This window comes from Bradyrhizobium sp. dw_411, from assembly GCF_018449695.1.
Classification (GTDB): domain Bacteria; phylum Pseudomonadota; class Alphaproteobacteria; order Rhizobiales; family Xanthobacteraceae; genus Bradyrhizobium.
Genome location: NZ_JAAVUY010000014.1, coordinates 72,505 through 88,376, shown reverse-complemented (window position 1 = coordinate 88,376; position 15,872 = coordinate 72,505). Strand labels below are relative to the sequence as shown.

The 15,872-nt window shown below is 60.6% G+C and carries 16 protein-coding genes; 5 read left to right on the top strand and 11 right to left on the bottom strand.

Annotation, left to right across the window (positions count from 1 at the left end; all coding sequences use genetic code 11):
* Positions 1-187: 187 nt before the first annotated feature.
* The gene (locus tag HB676_RS23130; protein WP_213740680.1) at positions 188-754 is read right to left on the bottom strand and encodes a DUF2478 domain-containing protein; all 567 of its coding nucleotides are present in this window, start codon (positions 752-754) and stop codon (positions 188-190) included.
* Positions 755-855: 101 nt separating this feature from the next.
* The gene (locus HB676_RS23125) at positions 856-2,262 is read right to left on the bottom strand and encodes an aldehyde dehydrogenase family protein (protein ID WP_213740678.1); all 1,407 of its coding nucleotides are present in this window, start codon (positions 2,260-2,262) and stop codon (positions 856-858) included.
* Positions 2,263-2,750: 488 nt separating this feature from the next.
* On the opposite strand from HB676_RS23125, the gene HB676_RS23120 reads away from it, so the two are divergent.
* Positions 2,751-4,463 carry an MASE4 domain-containing protein gene (locus HB676_RS23120; protein WP_213740677.1) on the top strand — a complete coding sequence of 571 codons (1,713 nt, stop codon included), beginning with the start codon at positions 2,751-2,753 and terminating at the stop codon, positions 4,461-4,463.
* A 237-nt stretch (positions 4,464-4,700) separates the two neighbouring features.
* On the top strand, positions 4,701-5,123 hold the full coding sequence (locus HB676_RS23115; RefSeq protein WP_213740676.1) for a RidA family protein: 423 nt from the start codon (positions 4,701-4,703) through the stop codon (positions 5,121-5,123).
* Between the two features lie 249 nt (positions 5,124-5,372).
* On the opposite strand, the gene HB676_RS23110 is transcribed toward HB676_RS23115, so the two are convergent.
* Positions 5,373-5,984 (bottom strand): TetR/AcrR family transcriptional regulator, encoded by a 612-nt coding sequence (locus HB676_RS23110; RefSeq protein WP_213740675.1) that lies wholly within the window; start codon positions 5,982-5,984, stop codon positions 5,373-5,375.
* A gap of 99 nt (positions 5,985-6,083) precedes the next feature.
* Here HB676_RS23110 and HB676_RS23105 point away from each other — a divergent pair, with 99 nt between their 5' ends.
* Both HB676_RS23105 and HB676_RS23100 read left to right on the top strand, forming a co-directional pair.
* The gene (locus tag HB676_RS23105; protein ID WP_213740674.1) at positions 6,084-6,821 is read left to right on the top strand and encodes a 3-oxoacyl-ACP reductase family protein; all 738 of its coding nucleotides are present in this window, start codon (positions 6,084-6,086) and stop codon (positions 6,819-6,821) included.
* Positions 6,822-6,862: 41 nt separating this feature from the next.
* Positions 6,863-7,189 carry a hypothetical protein gene (locus tag HB676_RS23100; protein ID WP_213740673.1) on the top strand — a complete coding sequence of 109 codons (327 nt, stop codon included), beginning with the start codon at positions 6,863-6,865 and terminating at the stop codon, positions 7,187-7,189.
* Between the two features lie 116 nt (positions 7,190-7,305).
* On the opposite strand, the gene HB676_RS23095 is transcribed toward HB676_RS23100, so the two are convergent.
* From HB676_RS23095 to HB676_RS23075, 5 genes are all read right to left on the bottom strand, one after another.
* Positions 7,306-8,001 carry an ABC transporter ATP-binding protein gene (locus tag HB676_RS23095; protein ID WP_213740672.1) on the bottom strand — a complete coding sequence of 232 codons (696 nt, stop codon included), beginning with the start codon at positions 7,999-8,001 and terminating at the stop codon, positions 7,306-7,308.
* Positions 8,001-8,750, bottom strand: a complete 750-nt coding sequence (locus tag HB676_RS23090; RefSeq protein ID WP_213740671.1) for an ABC transporter ATP-binding protein — start codon at positions 8,748-8,750, stop codon at positions 8,001-8,003. The genes HB676_RS23095 and HB676_RS23090 overlap by 1 nt, the downstream gene beginning before the upstream one ends.
* Positions 8,747-10,048 (bottom strand): branched-chain amino acid ABC transporter permease, encoded by a 1,302-nt coding sequence (locus HB676_RS23085; RefSeq protein WP_213740670.1) that lies wholly within the window; start codon positions 10,046-10,048, stop codon positions 8,747-8,749. Before HB676_RS23085 ends, HB676_RS23090 begins: the two co-directional genes overlap by 4 nt.
* Entirely contained in the window at positions 10,045-10,992 is a 948-nt protein-coding gene (locus tag HB676_RS23080) for a branched-chain amino acid ABC transporter permease (protein WP_213740669.1), read from the bottom strand. The genes HB676_RS23085 and HB676_RS23080 overlap by 4 nt, the downstream gene beginning before the upstream one ends.
* Before the next feature lie 75 nt (positions 10,993-11,067).
* Complete coding sequence (locus HB676_RS23075) at positions 11,068-12,321, bottom strand: branched-chain amino acid ABC transporter substrate-binding protein (protein ID WP_213740668.1); 1,254 nt, start codon at positions 12,319-12,321, stop codon at positions 11,068-11,070.
* A gap of 302 nt (positions 12,322-12,623) precedes the next feature.
* Between HB676_RS23075 and HB676_RS23070 the strand changes: the two genes are divergently transcribed.
* Positions 12,624-13,139 carry an ureidoglycolate lyase gene (locus HB676_RS23070; protein ID WP_213740667.1) on the top strand — a complete coding sequence of 172 codons (516 nt, stop codon included), beginning with the start codon at positions 12,624-12,626 and terminating at the stop codon, positions 13,137-13,139.
* 12 nt (positions 13,140-13,151) lie between these two features.
* Here HB676_RS23070 and HB676_RS23065 read toward each other — a convergent pair whose 3' ends face one another.
* The 3 genes from HB676_RS23065 to HB676_RS23055 are packed head-to-tail and all read right to left on the bottom strand — an operon-like array spanning position 13,152 to position 15,812.
* Positions 13,152-13,916, bottom strand: coding sequence for an ABC transporter permease (locus tag HB676_RS23065; protein ID WP_213740666.1), 765 nt, complete (start codon positions 13,914-13,916; stop codon positions 13,152-13,154).
* A gap of 13 nt (positions 13,917-13,929) precedes the next feature.
* Positions 13,930-14,916, bottom strand: coding sequence for an ABC transporter substrate-binding protein (locus HB676_RS23060; RefSeq protein ID WP_213740664.1), 987 nt, complete (start codon positions 14,914-14,916; stop codon positions 13,930-13,932).
* A gap of 23 nt (positions 14,917-14,939) precedes the next feature.
* Positions 14,940-15,812, bottom strand: coding sequence for an alpha/beta hydrolase (locus HB676_RS23055; RefSeq protein WP_213740662.1), 873 nt, complete (start codon positions 15,810-15,812; stop codon positions 14,940-14,942).
* Positions 15,813-15,872 lie beyond the last annotated feature (60 nt).

The window sequence follows — 15,872 nt, the reverse complement described above, 5'->3', positions numbered from 1 at the left end:
CTGGTCGCTGCACGATTTTCTCCCCTGATGTTGTTTGTTTTTATGGCTCTCGGCGAGCGAGGCCTGCCGAAGTCTATGCCTGCCCTTTGCCGGTTGGGAAGGCATTTCCGCACGACGGCAGCGCGTTGCCGCATAAAAAAATGCGCGGAACCGCGCATTTTTTGCAAGCAGCCGATTTGCAATTTTCTTATTTGAAAGCTTCGCAGACGGTCGGATGCTCGAGCCTGATCGTCCCGGCGTTGCGCGCCGAGACTGCGTCCCACCATGCGTCCAGCGCTTGCCGGTTGCAGCGCAACTTCACGCTCATGCCGTCGGCGAACCTGATCCAGTCTGCAAAGCGATGGCTGGGCACCGCGATCACGACCGGAATGTCGGCGCTCAAGGCGCGCTCGACCAGATAGGACAGGCCTTTGCCTTCGCGTTCCTGCCGACCGAACCGGTTCACGATCACGAGGTCGGCGCCCTGATCGATCGCGCAGGCGACTTGCGCCCCGGCATCGAGCAACTGCCCGACATCCAGCCGGCAGCCGGTGGAACAGGTGCCGAGATTTTGAAACAGCTGCAATTCCTCGCCGGAATGAACCAGCATCGCGGAAAGTTGCGGTGTGTCGGTGCAGTGATAGCCGAGTTGAACGAGGCCCACCGCACGGTAGCCACGGGCTTTCAGGTCAGTCGCGAAGTCGCACAACACCTGGTCGGGGTCTTGATCCCTATCATAGACCAGCGCCGCGAGGTCGCATTGGGAGTCGAACATAACGACCTTCCGTTTCTTATGATGCCGACCGGCGGCTTTGCCGGCCGGCATTTGATGGATGATCGCGGCGGGAGTGCCGCCGCGATCGATTGATCTGCCGATCAGGCACGAGCTTCGTTGATGATCTGCAGTTGGGTGAATTCGGCCAATCCTTCTTCGGCGAATTCAGTGCCGATGCCGGACTGCTTGGCGCCGCCGAACGGAATGTGTGGCGCCATGTCGAGGTGCTTGTTGATCCAGACCGTGCCGGCCTCGATCTGGCTCGCGACCTTATGGGCGCGGGCCGTATCCGACGACCAGACCGATGCACCGAGACCGTAGGTGGTGGCATTGGCGCGGCGGATCACGTCATCATTGTCGGAATATTTGATCACCGGCAGCACCGGCCCGAACTGCTCTTCGTCGACCAGCCTGGAGCCTTCCTTGATATCGCGCACGATGGTTGGCTCAATGAAATAGCCCGGCCGATCCATCGCCGAACCGCCGGCAATGACGTTGCCGTTCTTGCGGGCGTCGTCGAGGAAGCCCTTGACCTTTTCGTACTGCATCTTGTTCTGCAGCGGCCCAAGCTTGGTGCCCTGCTTCGATCCGTCGTCCACCACGGTGCTCTTGGCGATCGCCACGAGCTCGTTGCAGATTTCGTCATAAACCGATTCATGCACATAGAGCCGTTTGATCGCGAGGCAGACCTGTCCCGAATTCTGGAACGCGCCCTCGAAGATGCCCGGAGCGACCTTCTTCGGATCGACGTCGTCGAGCACGATGCTGGCGTCATTGCCGCCGAGTTCGAGCGTGATCCGCTTCAGGGTCGCAGCCGCGCTCGCCATCACCTTCTGGCCGGTCGCGGTCGAACCGGTGAACGAGATCTTGCGGATGTCCGGATGCTTGGTCATCGCGTCGCCGAGATCGTTGGCGTCGGTGATGACGTTGAGCACGCCCTTGGGCAGGATATCCTTGATCAGCTCGGCGAATTTCAGCGTCGACAAGGGTGTGGTCGGCGCCGGCTTCACGATCACGGTATTGCCGGCCAACAGCGCCGACGGCAGTTTGAAGCTGAGGATCAGCAGCGGATAGTTCCACGGGATGATGGCGCCGATCACGCCGAGCGGACGGCGATGGGCCTCGACACGGCGGTCGCCGGAATCCTCGATCACCCGCATCGGCAGGTCGAGCGAGCTCAGGTAACGGAAGAAGCCGGCCATGCCCATGACTTCGCCGGTCGCGTCGGCCAGCGGCTTGCCTTGTTCTGAAGTCAGGAGGCGCGCCAGTTCATTGGTGTTGGCTTCGATCGCCTCAGCCATCCTGGTGACAAGCTTGCGGCGCTCGGTAATCGGGGTTGCGGCCCATGCCGGAAAAGCAGCCTTGGCGGCCGCGACAGCTTCGTCGAGCTGATTTTTGGAAGCGCGCGGGCACTGGGCCAGCACTTCTTCGGTGGCGGGATTGAGGACAGGCATCGTGAGATCGCCGGGAACCATCTTACCGTTGATGAGAAGATTGAAGTCACTCATTGGCTTTGCTCTCCCTGTGGAACGGACCTCTTGTGAGGTCTCGTTGTATCCCAAGGTATATCACGGGTCTGGCCGGGCGGCCACAGCGGCTATGTGCCGGTCCGGCCAAAACCGCTGCCGGACACCCCAGGCGCGGCCAAAGTGTGGCATGCAATATACGCCCGGCGCGCGTGGAGGGCCGGTGGCAATCATGCTCGGGCTATCAGCGCCGTCCGCATCGGTCGCGGACATCGGGTGATGGGTGGCGAAGTAGAGTGTGGCGACATCAGGCAAGCCCGATGAACCGCATGCGGTGCGATCCACTTGCCGACAAAGCCATTCAACAGCCGTCGTGCTGATCAGTCCAGCCGAAGAAACAGCGACGCACCGGCCACTCATACGTTGGTATGACCAGCCTATTCCAAAGGCTGAATAGTAATGCGTGCAAGGCCCGGTCAGATCAACCAAGTGAACGTCAGATAGCGCCGTCGAACTCGCCCGGTAGGAAAATGAGCCTCTCCACGTCCTATGCGGTTAGCGACGACCACGGTGCCTTCCTGTCGAGAGCTGCGGTGGGACCGCGCGAGTTGCGTCTTTGCCTTGCGCCGGCCGTGATTTCGGCTGTCGTCTTTGTGGCCTGCGTCCCTTATGTGCGCGTGCCGCTGCCGGCTTCGCCTGCCTTTGTCGCCGTATACAATGCCGTATCGATACTCAATGACTTGACGACCGCCGTCATTCTCTTCGGCCAGTTCAACATCCTGCGCTCACGCGCGTTGCTGCTGTTGGCAAGCGGATATCTGTTTGCCTCGCTGATCAGCGTGGTTCAGTTATTGACGTTTCCCGGCATGTTCTCGGCTACCGGCTTGCTCGGGGCGGGATCGCAAACGGCGTTGTGGCTCTGTGTGCTCTGGCACGGGGGCTTTCCGCTCGTCGTGATTTTTTATGCGCTGTTTCATGACAGCGGCCGCGAGGTTGCAACGACGCCGCGTCTCGCGATTGCGTCGGCAGTGATTGCAGTCATTGGCGCTGTCTTCCTATGCTGGTTCGCCGCGACGTGGGGCACCGAGAATGGGCGGATGCTGCCACCGATGCTGGATGCAAACGGTTTCACGCCCTGGCAAAGGGTCGTCAATCTGGCTGACGTCATCCTGGTTGTGGGGGCGTTCGTCCTGCTGTCGGCGCGCCGCCGGCACAGCCTGCTCAATCTGTGGCTCATGGTCGTCATGGGCTACTGGTTTTGCGATATCACGCTGAGTTCGTACCTGAACGGCGGTCGCTACGATCTGGGCTTTTACGCGGGACGAATTTACGGCGCCTTGGCGGCGAGTTTCGTGCTCGCGGTGCTGGTACTGGAAAATTCGCGCCTGTATCGCCGTCTCGCCATCGCTGCAAGCCGGTTGAAGGAACGCGCCACCGAGCTATTGCGGGCAAACGAAGCGCTGCAGAGCGAAATCGTCAGCCGAAAGCGGGCCGAAGAAGGGTTGCGCCAGGCGCAAGCGGAACTGGCACGGGTCGGCCGGATAAATGCGATGGGAGAGTTGACTTCTTCTCTGGCCAATGAGGTCAATCATCCAATCGGCGCCATCATGATGAATGCCGAGACCTGCTTGCGCTGGCTGTCCCATGAGGTCCCGAATGTCGAGGAGGCGCGCACGACCGCAAGCATGATTGTAAAGGACGGAAGGCGTGCTGCAGGGACTGTTACCCGAATGCAGCAGCTCTTCGACAAGGGGGCTCCGCTGCGCGAGGCAGTCGACGTCAACGATGTTATTCGGGAGATGATCGTTCTCTTGCGCGGCGAGGCGGCGCGATATGCCGTGTCGATCCGCGCCGAATTGATGGAGGGCCCTGCTGCGATTGCGGGCGATCGCGTGCAATTGCAGCAGGTTCTGATGAACCTCATGATTAATGGCATCGAGGCCATGAACGATGCGGACGGGACGCGGGAGCTCACCATCAAGTCCCAGCGAGCGGAAAATGGACAGGTCACGGTGTCCGTCAGCGATACCGGCGTCGGACTGCCGCCGCTGCCGGTGAATCAGATTTTCAATGCGTTCTTCACGACGAAACCCCACAGTGTCGGGATCGGTCTGTCGATAAGCCGCTCCATCGTTGAGGGGCATGGCGGCCATCTATGGGCGACCAATAATTCGTCACGTGGCGCAGATTTTCACCTCTCGCTCCCGATCGAAGGTCCGCCGCCTGCACATCATGGGCTGTGACGATAGATGGTGGAAATCCTCAAAGATAATGCGCGGCCGGAAGCCGGTGCGGTTTACGCCGCGCTCGGCATGCCCTGGACCAAGCTCGTGGGACAGATCGCGCAGGCGCATGGTAAGTAAGGGCGCCAGATAGCCCGCACGAGCCGGCCGGTTGATGCGGGCAATCTGCTACCCGGAAAAGGAAGAGAAAAAATGAACGCCAAAACAACCTCACTGACTTTTATCGGCGCCGTCCTGATGACGCTGCTCGGCTGGTCTGCCGCGGCGGACTCGAAGGAGTATCTTAAAGGCGACCAACCGCAACGGCGCGGCTATTCGGAGGCTGTGATCACCGAAGGCGGCAAAATAGTTTGGCTGGCAGGGCAGATCGCGATGGTAGACGACAACGGCAAATCGCTGGCGGGCGACTTTGAAGGTCAGGCGAGGCAGCTTTTTAAGAACCTCGATCGCACGATGCAGAAGGCCGGCGGCAAGCTTGGCGACATCGTTCAGATGACGGTCTTCATCACGGATGTGCGTAACGGCGATCGTTTCACACAAATCCGCCGCGAAGTGTTCGGCGATAATTTCCCGGGCAGTGCGCTCATCACCATTACGGCGCTGGCGGCTCCTGAAGGCAAGATTGAAATCCAGGGATATGCGGTGATTGGCGGCAAGTGAGCTTTTCCGAAGGGGGTTCGGAGTGCGCCGAATACCCCCTTCGGTCGGACCAGACCCGATGGGTACGCGATCCCGCCAATGCCTGTGTTTGGCGGAATCCAACTGGACCTGGTGATTAACCTCAAGACAGCCAACCAGCTCGGTCTCACCGTGCCAGCGTCGCTGCTTGCGACTGCGGATGAGGTGATCGAATAACAACAAGGCGGGGGCGCCTTCAGCCTGCGCAATGCGGTACCAAGTCCCGGATAGTCACACCTGCCTCCGGCCGTTGCCCGGCCAAGCCGCCATTGCCGCCGCCGCCACGCCTCGTAATTCGGCTGCGGTTGCGCCGTCGCGCGCCTGGACCGCCATCCCCTGAAATACGCCGAGATAGAACCGGCTCAGGCCATCAATATCGGTGGAGGGCGGCAACTCGCCTTCGCGCATGCCGGTTTCCAGTCGCGCACGCAACTGTCTGAGTACTTCAAGCCGGATATTTTTAGCGACATCGATGATCGCTTCCGGCCATTCGTCGCCGACCGCCGCCAGCATCGCCATGCATCCCGCCGGCGTCACCCCGGATTCCGGCAGCGTCTCCATCCCTGCCAGCAGAACGTTTTCGAAAGCCGCGCGCGCTGACGTCGCGGCCAGAAGATTGCCCCAGACCGGAGGGCCGATGGTCTGGACGTAATGCTCCATCGCTTCGAGGTAGAGCGCCTCCTTGCTGCCGAAGGCCGCGTAAAGGCTCGGCGAGCGAATGCCCATGGCGTCGCACAGCTCGTTCATCGAGGCGGTCGCGAAACCCTTGCGCCAGAACACGCGCATCGCGGCTTCCAGCGCCGCGTCGCGATCGAATTCCCGGGGACGTCCGATAGTTGCCATCACAGACCTTTTATAATGATCAACACATAATTCGCTTGATCCCGCCAATCAATAGCCTATGTATTTCTGTGTCGATCAACACAAAAATGGAGTAGGGATATGATTTTAAAAGGAAAAAAGGCGCTGGTAACGGGCGCGAGCCGCGGCATTGGCGCCGCGATCGCCAAGGGACTGGCGGCCGAAGGCGCTGACGTCGCGATAACGTATGAAAAGTCTGCGGATCGTGCCGCGGAGGTGGTCCGCGAGATCGAAGCGTTGGGGCGCCGGGCGGTGGCGATCAAGGCCGACAGCGCGGACGCCGCCGCGGTTCAGGCTTCGGTCGACAAGGCTGCGGCCGAACTCGGCGGGCTCGATATCCTGGTCAACAATGCCGGCATTCTGCGGGTCGGCGATTTGAAGGATCTCTCGCTCGCGGACATCGATGCGATCCTCGATGTCAACGTACGCTCGCCGATCGTCGCCAGCAAGGCCGCGCTCGCCCACCTCGGTAAAGGCGGCCGCATCATCCACATCGGAAGTCTGTTCGCCGAGCGCGTGCCGGCCTCCGTTGTCGGCGTGTATGCAGGATCGAAGTCGGCACTGGTCGCGTTCACCAAGGGTCTCGCGCGCGAACTCGGCCCGAAGGGGATCACGGTCAATCTGTTGCAGCCGGGCTCCATCGACACCGACATGAACCCGGCCCACGGTCCGTTCGGGGGCGTGCTCAAGGAGATCACGGCTGTGGGCAGCTACGGCAAGGTGGACGACATCGCCAACGGTGTTGTGTTCCTGGCGGGCGACAAGGCGCAGTACATCACCGGCTCGACCTTGACCATCGACGGTGGCGCGATCGCCTAGCTGGCTTTCAGATTTTATGTCGCAACCCAAGGGAGATCGATATGTCGATCCGTAGCGTGTTTGTTGCCGCAGCTTTCGCCTTGGCCTCTCTGCAGGCCGTCCACGCCGACGGCCTGCGTCCGATCGATGCCAAAAGCATCGACCTCGGCGAGGTCTCGGGTGTCGCCTACTACACCGTCGAGCGCGATGGCTTCCATGTCGTCACGACCCTCGCGCAGGGTGCGGCGGGAATGCCGATCCGTGTCGTGTCGGTTCTTGCACCGGGGCAGAGTGTGGCCTTCTCGACATCGCACGAGGGAAGTGCGATCGAAATCAGCCGGAACGGCGACAGCGTGTTCGTTCGTAATGCGAAGGCGGCCTTGAACTGAATTCTCACCGGGCGAGATGGATCGGCAATCCGGATGCGATCTGAACCTCGCCATCACGGTCAATTTCGCTGGTCAGCGTTGAGCGCGATGGCGCCAGGTGCTTTCACGTTTCGGTTTCACACTTCCAGCCATTCCTTGCGGACGGCGGCGTTTTCCCGCAGTTGCGCGGGCGTGCCCTCGAACACGATGCGGCCGTGGCCCATCACGTAGACGCGGTGCGAGATTCGCATCGCGATCGAGAGCTTCTGTTCGACCAGCAGGATCGCGACGCCGCGCCGGGCGATTTCGGCGATCAGGTCGCCGACCTGCTGCACGATCAAAGGCGCCAGCCCCTCGGTGGGCTCGTCGATCATGATCAGTTCGGGATCGCCCATTAACGTGCGGCAGATCGTCAGCATCTGCTTCTCGCCGCCCGACAGCACGCCGGCCGCCGTGTCGGCGCGCGCGGCGAGGTTGGGAAACATCGTGAGCATGTCCTCAAGCTGCCACTGGCCGGTTCGCCTGGTGTCCTTGATGCCGAGCATCAGGTTTTGCCGCACCGTCAGGCTGGGAAAGATATCGCGATGCTCCGGCACATAGCCGAGGCCCAGACGCGCGATCCGGTAGCTCGGCAGTCCCGCAATGTCGCTGCCCTTGAACTTGATCGAGCCTTGAGGGGGCACCTCGCCCATGATCGCTTTCACTGCGGTGGAGCGTCCGACGCCGTTGCGGCCGAGCAGGCTGACGACCTCGCCCTTGTCGATATGCATATCGACGCCCTGCAGGATATGGCTCTTGCCGTAATAGGCGTGCAGGTCGGCGACTTCCAGCATCACGCCGCCTCCTCGCCGAGATAAGCCTCGCGCACTTTCGGATTGCCGCGAATTTCCTCCGGCGTTCCCGAGGCGATGATCTGGCCGTAGACCAGGACGGAAATCCGGTCGGCGAGGCCGAACACCACGCTCATGTCGTGTTCGACGATCAACAGTGTGCGGCCCTCGGTCAGGCGGCGGATCAGCGCGACCGCGCGCTCGGTTTCGGCATGGCTCATGCCGGCGGTCGGCTCATCCAGCAGGATGACATCGGCGCCGCCGGCGACCGTGATGCCGATTTCCAGCGCGCGCTGTTCGGCATAGGTCAGAAGGCCCGCGGGGACGTCGCGCCGCGCCGTCAGGTTGATGTCCTCGAGTATTTGCGCGGTGCGCTCGCGCACCTCAGGCAGTCTGTCGATATTCTTCCAGAACGCGTAGCGCTGGCCGCTCGACCACAGCACCGCACAGCGCAGGTTTTCCCACACGCTCATATTGGCGAATACGTTGGTAACCTGAAAGCTGCGCGACAGGCCGCGGCGGTTGATCTGGTAGGGCGGCAGGCCGGAAATTTTCTCGCCGCGCATCAACACGCTGCCCGAAGACGGCGCCATGTAGCCGCTGATCAGGTTGAAAGTGGTCGATTTGCCGGCGCCGTTCGGGCCGATCAGCGCGTGACGCTCGCCCTGGGCGACGCTCAGATTGATGTTGCGGATAATGGCGATCTCGCCAAATCTTTTCTCGACCCCGCAGAGTTCGATGGCGGCGCTCATGCGGCAATTCCTTTTTCGCGCGCCACGCTGGTGGCGCCGTCCCAGGCATGGCCGACCCAGGTCCAGGTCTTACGCGCCACCCCAAATCCGCCGATCAGCAAAATGGCCGCCATCGCCCAGATCGTCGGGCTGGCCGCATCGAAGCTGACGCCGAATGCCTTGATGTGGGAATCGTCGCCGGGGTTGACGGTGTAATGCACGATGGTTTCGATCGACAGGATCAGGCCAACGATCATCGCCAGCGTCGGCACCAGCGCCATCAGATAGCTCGGCAGCATTTGCGTCAGCGTGCCGGCCTTGAGGAGCGGGCGATGCATCATCAGAAGGCCGGTGATGCCGCCCGGTGCGAACACCACCACGGCGATGAAGATCAGCCCGAAATAGAGCTGCCACACCGGCGTCAGGTCGCTGAGGCCGAGCGAAAGGAATGTCACGAAGATCGCGCCAACGATCGGGCCGATGAAAAATCCGACGCCGCCGATATAGGTCGCGAACAATACGGTTCCTGATTGCACCGCGCCGAGATAGGCCGAGTTGGCGATTTCGAAATTGATCGCCGCGAGCGCGCCCGCGATTCCGGCAAAGAATCCGGAAAAACAAAACGCCAGATAACGGACGGTGTGGGGATTGTAGCCGACGAACTGCACCCGCTCGGGATTGTCGCGAACTGCGTTGCACATCCGCCCGAGCGGCGTGCGGGTCAGCGCATACATCGCGATCACTGCGATCAGCGTCCATGCCGCGACCAGATAATAGATCTGGATTTGCGGCCCGAAACTCCAGCCGAACAACCGCAGCAATTTGGTGCGATTGGCGGAGATGCCAGCTTCGCCGCCGAAAAAAGTCCGCAGGATCAGCGCGGACGAAGCGATCAACTCGGCCACCCCCAGCGAAATCATCGCGAACGCGGTGCCCGAACGCTTGGTCGAGACCCAGCCGAGCAGGGCGGCGAAGAAAAGCCCGGTCAACCCGCCGATCAATGGAACGAGTGGCAGTGGAATCGGCAGTTTATTGGCGGTGATGATGTTGATAGCGTGGATCGCGAGGAAGCCGCCGAGCCCGTAATATACTGCATGGCCGAACGACAGCATGCCCGTCTGCCCGAGCAGGATATTGTAGGACAGCGAGAAGATGATGGAGATGCCGATCAGGCTGAAGGTGGTCAGCGAACCGCCCGAGGTGAAGATCTGCGGCAGCAGCAGAAGCGCTGCCGCGGCCCCCGCCCACAGGCCATAGAATTTGAACTTGTCGGCTGCGGCCGGCAGCGGAGGCGCCACGTGTGAAGCGATCTCGCTCATGTATCGCGGGTCCCGAGCAGGCCCATCGGGCGGAAGATCAGGATCAGCACCAGCAGCAGATAGGGCATGATCGGCGCGATCTGCGCGATGGTGACACCCCAGATATCGGAGAGCCAGGTCGAGGCGTAGTCGGGGCTAAGCGGACCGAACGCACCGGCCAGCGAGCCGTTCATCGAAACCGCAAAGGTCTGAACCAGCCCGATCAACAACGAGGCGACGAAGGCGCCCGGCAGCGAGCCCAGTCCGCCGACCACGACGACCACGAACAGGATCGGGCCGAGCAATCCGGCCATGTTCGATTGCGTCACCAGTGCCGGTCCGGCGATCACGCCGGCGACTGCCGCCAACGCAGTGCCGACGCCGAACACCAGCATGAAGATGCGTCCCACATTATGACCGAGATGGCCGACCATGTGCGGATGGGTCAGTGCGGCCTGCACGATCAGGCCGATGCGCGTCTTCTTCAATACGATCAGGAGGCCTGCGAAGATCACGATCGACACCAGCAGCATGAACATCTTGTAGGCGGGATAGTTGGTGGAGAAGATCGTGAACGCCGGAAAATCCAGCAGCGGCGGCACGCGGAAATCGACCGGGCTCTTGCCCCAGATGATCTGGACGACTTCTTCGATCACGAAAGCCAGGCCAAATGTGAACAGCAATTCCGCGACATGGCCGTTCTTGTGCACGCGGCGCAGGCCGAAGCGCTCGACGCCGGCGCCGATCGCGCCGGCCAGCAAGGGCGCAATCACCAGCGCGGGCCAGAAGCCGAGCCAGCGGCTGATCTGGAATCCAAAGAACGCGCCGAGCATGTAAAAGCTCGCATGGGCGAAGTTGAGCACGCCCAGCATGCTGAAGATCACGGTGAGGCCGCTCGCCATCAGGAACAGCAGCATCCCGAACAGGATGCCGTTGAGCGTGGATATGACGATCAGTTCAAGCACGAGGCACCGCCTGGGACACCGGGATGCATCCGTCCCGATGATGGTTCGGGACGGATGTTTTACGCGCGCGAACGGTCAGTTCGGCCGTTCCATCTTGCAGGTGGTCGGAAGCATAGTCGCTGGTGTGTCGATCCTCGCCACCAGCTTCCAGCCCCAGCCGGTCTTTTCCTCGTCGAATGGCTCCTTTTCGGTGCGCTCGCCGAACGAGGCGATATAAATCGGCTGGAAGAACTGGTGATCGTCCTTGCGCATGACGCCCTTGCCGCCGTGCAACACATCGAACTCCATGCCTTCGAGCGCGAATGCGACCTTGACCGGGTCGATCGACTTGGCCTTGTCGGCCGCGGCGGCCAGCATGCGCATTTCGTTGACGGCGCGCGGGTAGAACAGGCTGAAGTCGTATTTGGCGCGGAGCGCCTTTTCAACTGCTTGCGCTCCGGGAACATCGACGTTCGGGATGCCTTCGCCGACAGCGAACACCTGGTGATTGAGGTTGGCCTGCTTGACCGCGGTCGGCCCGCCGGTGCCGCCGGCGTAATACGTGTACCAGCCCACCTTCAGGCCAGCGTCCGCCGCCGCCTTCAACAGCAGCGCAAAGTCCTGGCCCCAGTTTCCGGTCACGACGGTATCGGCGCCCGATGCCTTGATCTTGGCGACATACGGCGCAAAGTCTGTGATCTTGAGCAGCGGATGCAGCTCGTCGCCGACAATCTTGATGTCCGGCCGTTTGGCCGCCAGCATGGCCCGCGCGGTGGTTCGGACCGATTGGCCGAACGAATAATCCTGATTGATCAGATAGACGTTTTTGATCGCCGGCGCGGTCTTCATGTAGTTGGTGAGTGCTTCCATCTTGATGTCGGAATTGGCATCCCAGCGGAAATGCCAGAAGCTGCATTTGTCGTTGGTCAGAACCGGGTCGACCGCGGCGTAATTGAAGAACAGCACTTCCTTGCCGGGGTTGCGTTCGTTGTATTTGGTGACGAAGTCGGACAATGCGCCGGCGACCGCCGAGCCGTTGCCCTGGGTGATGTAGCGAACACCGGCGTCGATGGCTTTTTGTGCCTGGATCAGGCTTTCCTGCGGATTGGTCTTGTTATCGAGCGGAACGATCTCGACTTTCTTGCCCTGAATGCCGCCCTTGGCGTTCAGCTCGTCGGCAAGAAACTGGAAGGTCTTGAGGCCGACTTCGCCGACGCTGGCGCCGCCGCCCGACAACGGGTCGATGTAGCCGATCTTGAGCGTTTCCTGCGCCGTCGCCGCGCCGCCGGACATCGCCAGCGCGCCGAATATCGGCAACGCAAAGGCCGCCGCCGTCATGAGTTTGCGCATGTCATTTCTCCCTGGATTTTTGCGTTTTTTAGCGTTTTCGGAGGCGGGCGGACGCTGGAATGGCTGGATTTCAGCGCCCCGTGGCCCCTTGTTGGATGTGATTGTGGGCCAAGGTTCCGAAACCCGCAAGTCCGCCGGTATCTGACTAAAGACGAACTTTCCGCCGTGCGGATTGAGGAGGGCTGTCATCGGCGGAGCGACACGTCATGGAGCGGCCGTGCGCGTGGTCGATAGGTTGGCCCCAATGTTGCTTGGCCTCGGGAAGCTACCTCGCCGAAAATAACAGGGTGGAGAAAACCGTTATGAATGTTCGTCCGACATTTCAAATCCCGATTCAGCGGCTGGAAACGGCGGCTTTTGCGCCATTCGGGGAAATCATCAGGGGCCGCCGGTCCGCCGGGCAGTTTTCGAATAATCCTTACGATCCGGAGACGAGCCCGGAAGAACCCAAGCTGGTGCTTACCAACGGCACTCCCAGATTGTGGATCATGCATCTCGAGAAACGCGGGGTCGTATTCAAGAGCATGGCCCGGCACCGCCGCACCAGCCAGTGCCTTGGCTCACTGCAGGGAAAAGAGTGGCTGGTCGGTGTTGCGCCGCCAAACGACTTTGCCGATGGCGTGAAGCCCGAGTTTGATCGCATTGCCGCCTTTCTTATTCCCGGAGACTGCGTGATCAAACTTCATGTCGGCACCTGGCACGCCGGTCCGCACTTTACGCACGACGAGTGCCTGTTCTTCAATCTGGAAAATCTGGACACGAATAAAAAGGACTTTGACACCGCCGACCTGCCGACGGAAATCGAGATGGCTTCCTGACGGCCGGTCGGTCTATTTGCCACCCCAGTGCACGAACTTCCGCTCGACCGAGAGAAACATCCAGTTCAAGGTATAACCGAGCGCGCCCGCGACGAAGATCGTCGCGTACATCGTGGGCATATCGAAACTCATTTGCGAATCGATCAGGCTCCGGCCGAGACCATCGCTTGAGCCGATAAACATCTCCGCGACGATGACAATAACAAGAGAAACTGACACACCATTGCGCATTCCGACGAAGATCTGCGGAAGCGCTTCCCACAAATATACGTCGAACAGCACCCGCGTCTTCGACGCACCCATCACCCGCGCGGCAAGTACGCGCGTTTTTCGCGAATTGATGACGCCATAGGCGACATTGAAAAGTATGACGAGACTTGCACCAAATGCAGCTATCGCGATCTTGGTTTTGTCGCCTACCCCGAAAAGCACCAGAAACAGCGGGAACATCGCCGAAGTAGGCGTCGATCGGAAAAAGTCGATCACGAATTCCAGCGAACGATAGATATCCTCGCTCGAACCCAGGATAATGCCGAGCGGAATGGCGATCAGGCACCCGATCGCGAGTGCCACCGTCGTACGCCAGATCGTTATTTCGAAGTCGTAGAGCAGGGTGTGGTTGGCAAAGGCGTCGAGCAGGGCAAAAAACGCCTTTGCCGGCGTGGGTAGCAGAACCGGGTCGAATAGCTGCGCGGCGGCCAATCCCCACCAGGCGCCGATCAGGGCAATCACGCCGAGCAATGGACGCACGGCGCGCAAAAAACGCTTTGGGTTCATGTTGTGAGAATGCCTATTTGTCGAGCGTCACCAGATATTGCGTGACGTCGATTTGCCCTTTGACGACACCCTGTGCTGTCGCGAAGTCCATGTACTTCTGGAAGTCAGCCTTGTTCTGTGCGGTGGCCTGATCGACCATCACGAACTTTGGCACCCCGACCTGCATGACCAATTCCGGCGGCACCGACGTATTGACCTTGAGGGACTCGCGAGCGCTTGGATCTTTGTTGATCGTCTCGATCGCCTTGCGCATCGCAATGGCGTAGCGGCGTGCAACGTCCGGCCTCTCTTTGACGAATTTGGTCGTGACCGCTGAGCCCGCCGCAAACGCCAGCGCGTCCTTGCGGCCCAGGATGTAGGTGGCGACGACGCCACCTTCCAGTTCGGTGGCCCCGCCGTTCGCCTTTAGCATGGTGCCCGCCGGTTCGAGCGTATAGCCGGCATCGAACGTGCCTGCCGTCATCGCGCTGACGTGTAGGTTCACGGGCAGGTCGGTCATGGAGTAATCCTTGCCTTCCTCCATGCCGTTCGCTTTCAGCACCGCTTTCGCAAAGGCCACATTCGCAGGGCCGGATGCGGACATGATTTTCGCGGCTTTGCCCTTCAGATCCTTGATTGAACTGGCGTCGATTCCTTTGCGAATGACGAAGGTCTCCTGGCGGTTCTCTTCGTTCTGGCCATTGATCGAGAGATAAAGAATGGTATTTTTCGTGACGAGGTTGACGTTGAAGGCTTCGGTGGTGACGAGCGCGGCGGCAGTTTCGAGATCGCCCGAGAGAAAGCTCTGAATGATCAGGGTGCCCGAAGCCATGCGCGTCGCGACAGGCTCGATGCCTTGTTCCGCAAAATATCCGCGTTCAACCGCGACAAAAAACGGCAGCGCTGAAGAGACCGGAAAAACGCCGACCTTTACTTGATCGGCGGCCTTCGCTTGTGTCGCCGCCAGCAGGGCAACGAGCGCGCCAGCCAGCGTAAGTTTGTGCGCAGAACGGTAAGACATGGATTTCCCTTATGGCTGTCTGTCTAAGCTTGGTTGAGGAATTCAAGAACGACGCGATTGTGCTCTTCGAAATTCTCGAATTGCGCCCAGTGCCCTGTGTTCGCGGCGCAATGGAATTGCGCGGAGGGGATACGCGACGCCAGCCGGCGCCCGAGCGCGGGAGGCGTAAGATTGTGCTCGCCCCAATAGACCAGACATGGCACGTCGATAGTCTGCAAATTGTCGTCGGTCAGGGCATGCCGTTGCGGTGCGGAGCCGCCAAGGTAATTCGTGATGACCATTTGTTGCGCGCGGTTGAGCGCCGGGTCGTTATAGAAGCTGTGACGAACCGCGACGGCTTCATCGGTGAGTACTGCGGGATCGTGAACGATGCGCGCAATGCGTGCCCGCACGCTCTCAAACGTCGGATTTCTCAAGCAATCGAGTGAACTCTCGCGCAGTCTGTCAAAGTCAGGCGGAGTCCATTCCGGCAGGGTGCCGGCATCCGGCGTGTATCCCATGGCGGTCGTGAGGATCAGTTTTTCCACGCGATCGCGATGACGCATCGCCAGAAGAGCTGCTACCCATCCTCCGAGCGACTGCCCTTCGACGTGTGTCCGGTCGATCGAGAGAGAATCCAGCACGTCCTGAATTTGATCGAGCAGGGGCGGCATTAATTCGGGATCGAAATGTCCGGTGTCGGAGGCGCCGTGCCAAAGGAAATCCATGGCGATGGTGCGAAAATGCCGTGCGAACGGCATGATATTGCGGATGTAGTTTTCCGCGTGTCCACCGGTGCCGTGCAGCAGCAACAGCGGTGGGCCGCTTCCGGCTTCGATGATCCGTGTGCGGTAACGCGACCCGACGAATTTAACCTGCGCGCCAAGCAGATCGACCCAGTAACTGGAAGACGGCACCTGAAAGTCCCTGTTTTGCCCTGTAAGCCGTCAGCTCACGCGGCCGTTATCTTGCGGGGC